Below are 301 nucleotides of genomic sequence, written 5' to 3' on the forward strand. Positions count from 1 at the left end.
GCTTACGTGTAATATTTACTTCACCACATATAATGGCATTTAACGTATCGACAAGTATTTCCAGCTTGCTGTCGGTTAATTTCAAAGTCATTCAGCAATCTCCTTAATCATTATTCTTTTTTAGCTCATCCTGATGCAGACTACGCCAGCGCCAGGGCTCTGTCTGACCCGGTTCTGACCAGAGTCCGACTGCCTGACGGCGGGCTTCGGCCTCCAGAACAGCGTAGTCTGGCCGGGTGGGTTTTCCGTGGTACCGGTATGCCCAGGCCAGGCCTTTGCGTATCTGTTCGGCATTCACATC

1 protein-coding gene is annotated in these 301 nt (G+C 50.2%); it reads right to left on the reverse strand.

Annotation, left to right across the window (positions count from 1 at the left end):
* Positions 1 to 103 precede the first annotated feature (103 nt).
* Positions 104 to 301, reverse strand: a 198-nt coding sequence (locus RTW80_RS28535) for a thermonuclease family protein (RefSeq protein WP_312721466.1), incomplete at its 5' end; no start/stop codon positions are given.

The sequence above is a fragment of the Escherichia sp. AM3 genome, assembly GCF_032029835.1.
Lineage (GTDB): Bacteria > Pseudomonadota > Gammaproteobacteria > Enterobacterales > Enterobacteriaceae > Escherichia > Escherichia coli.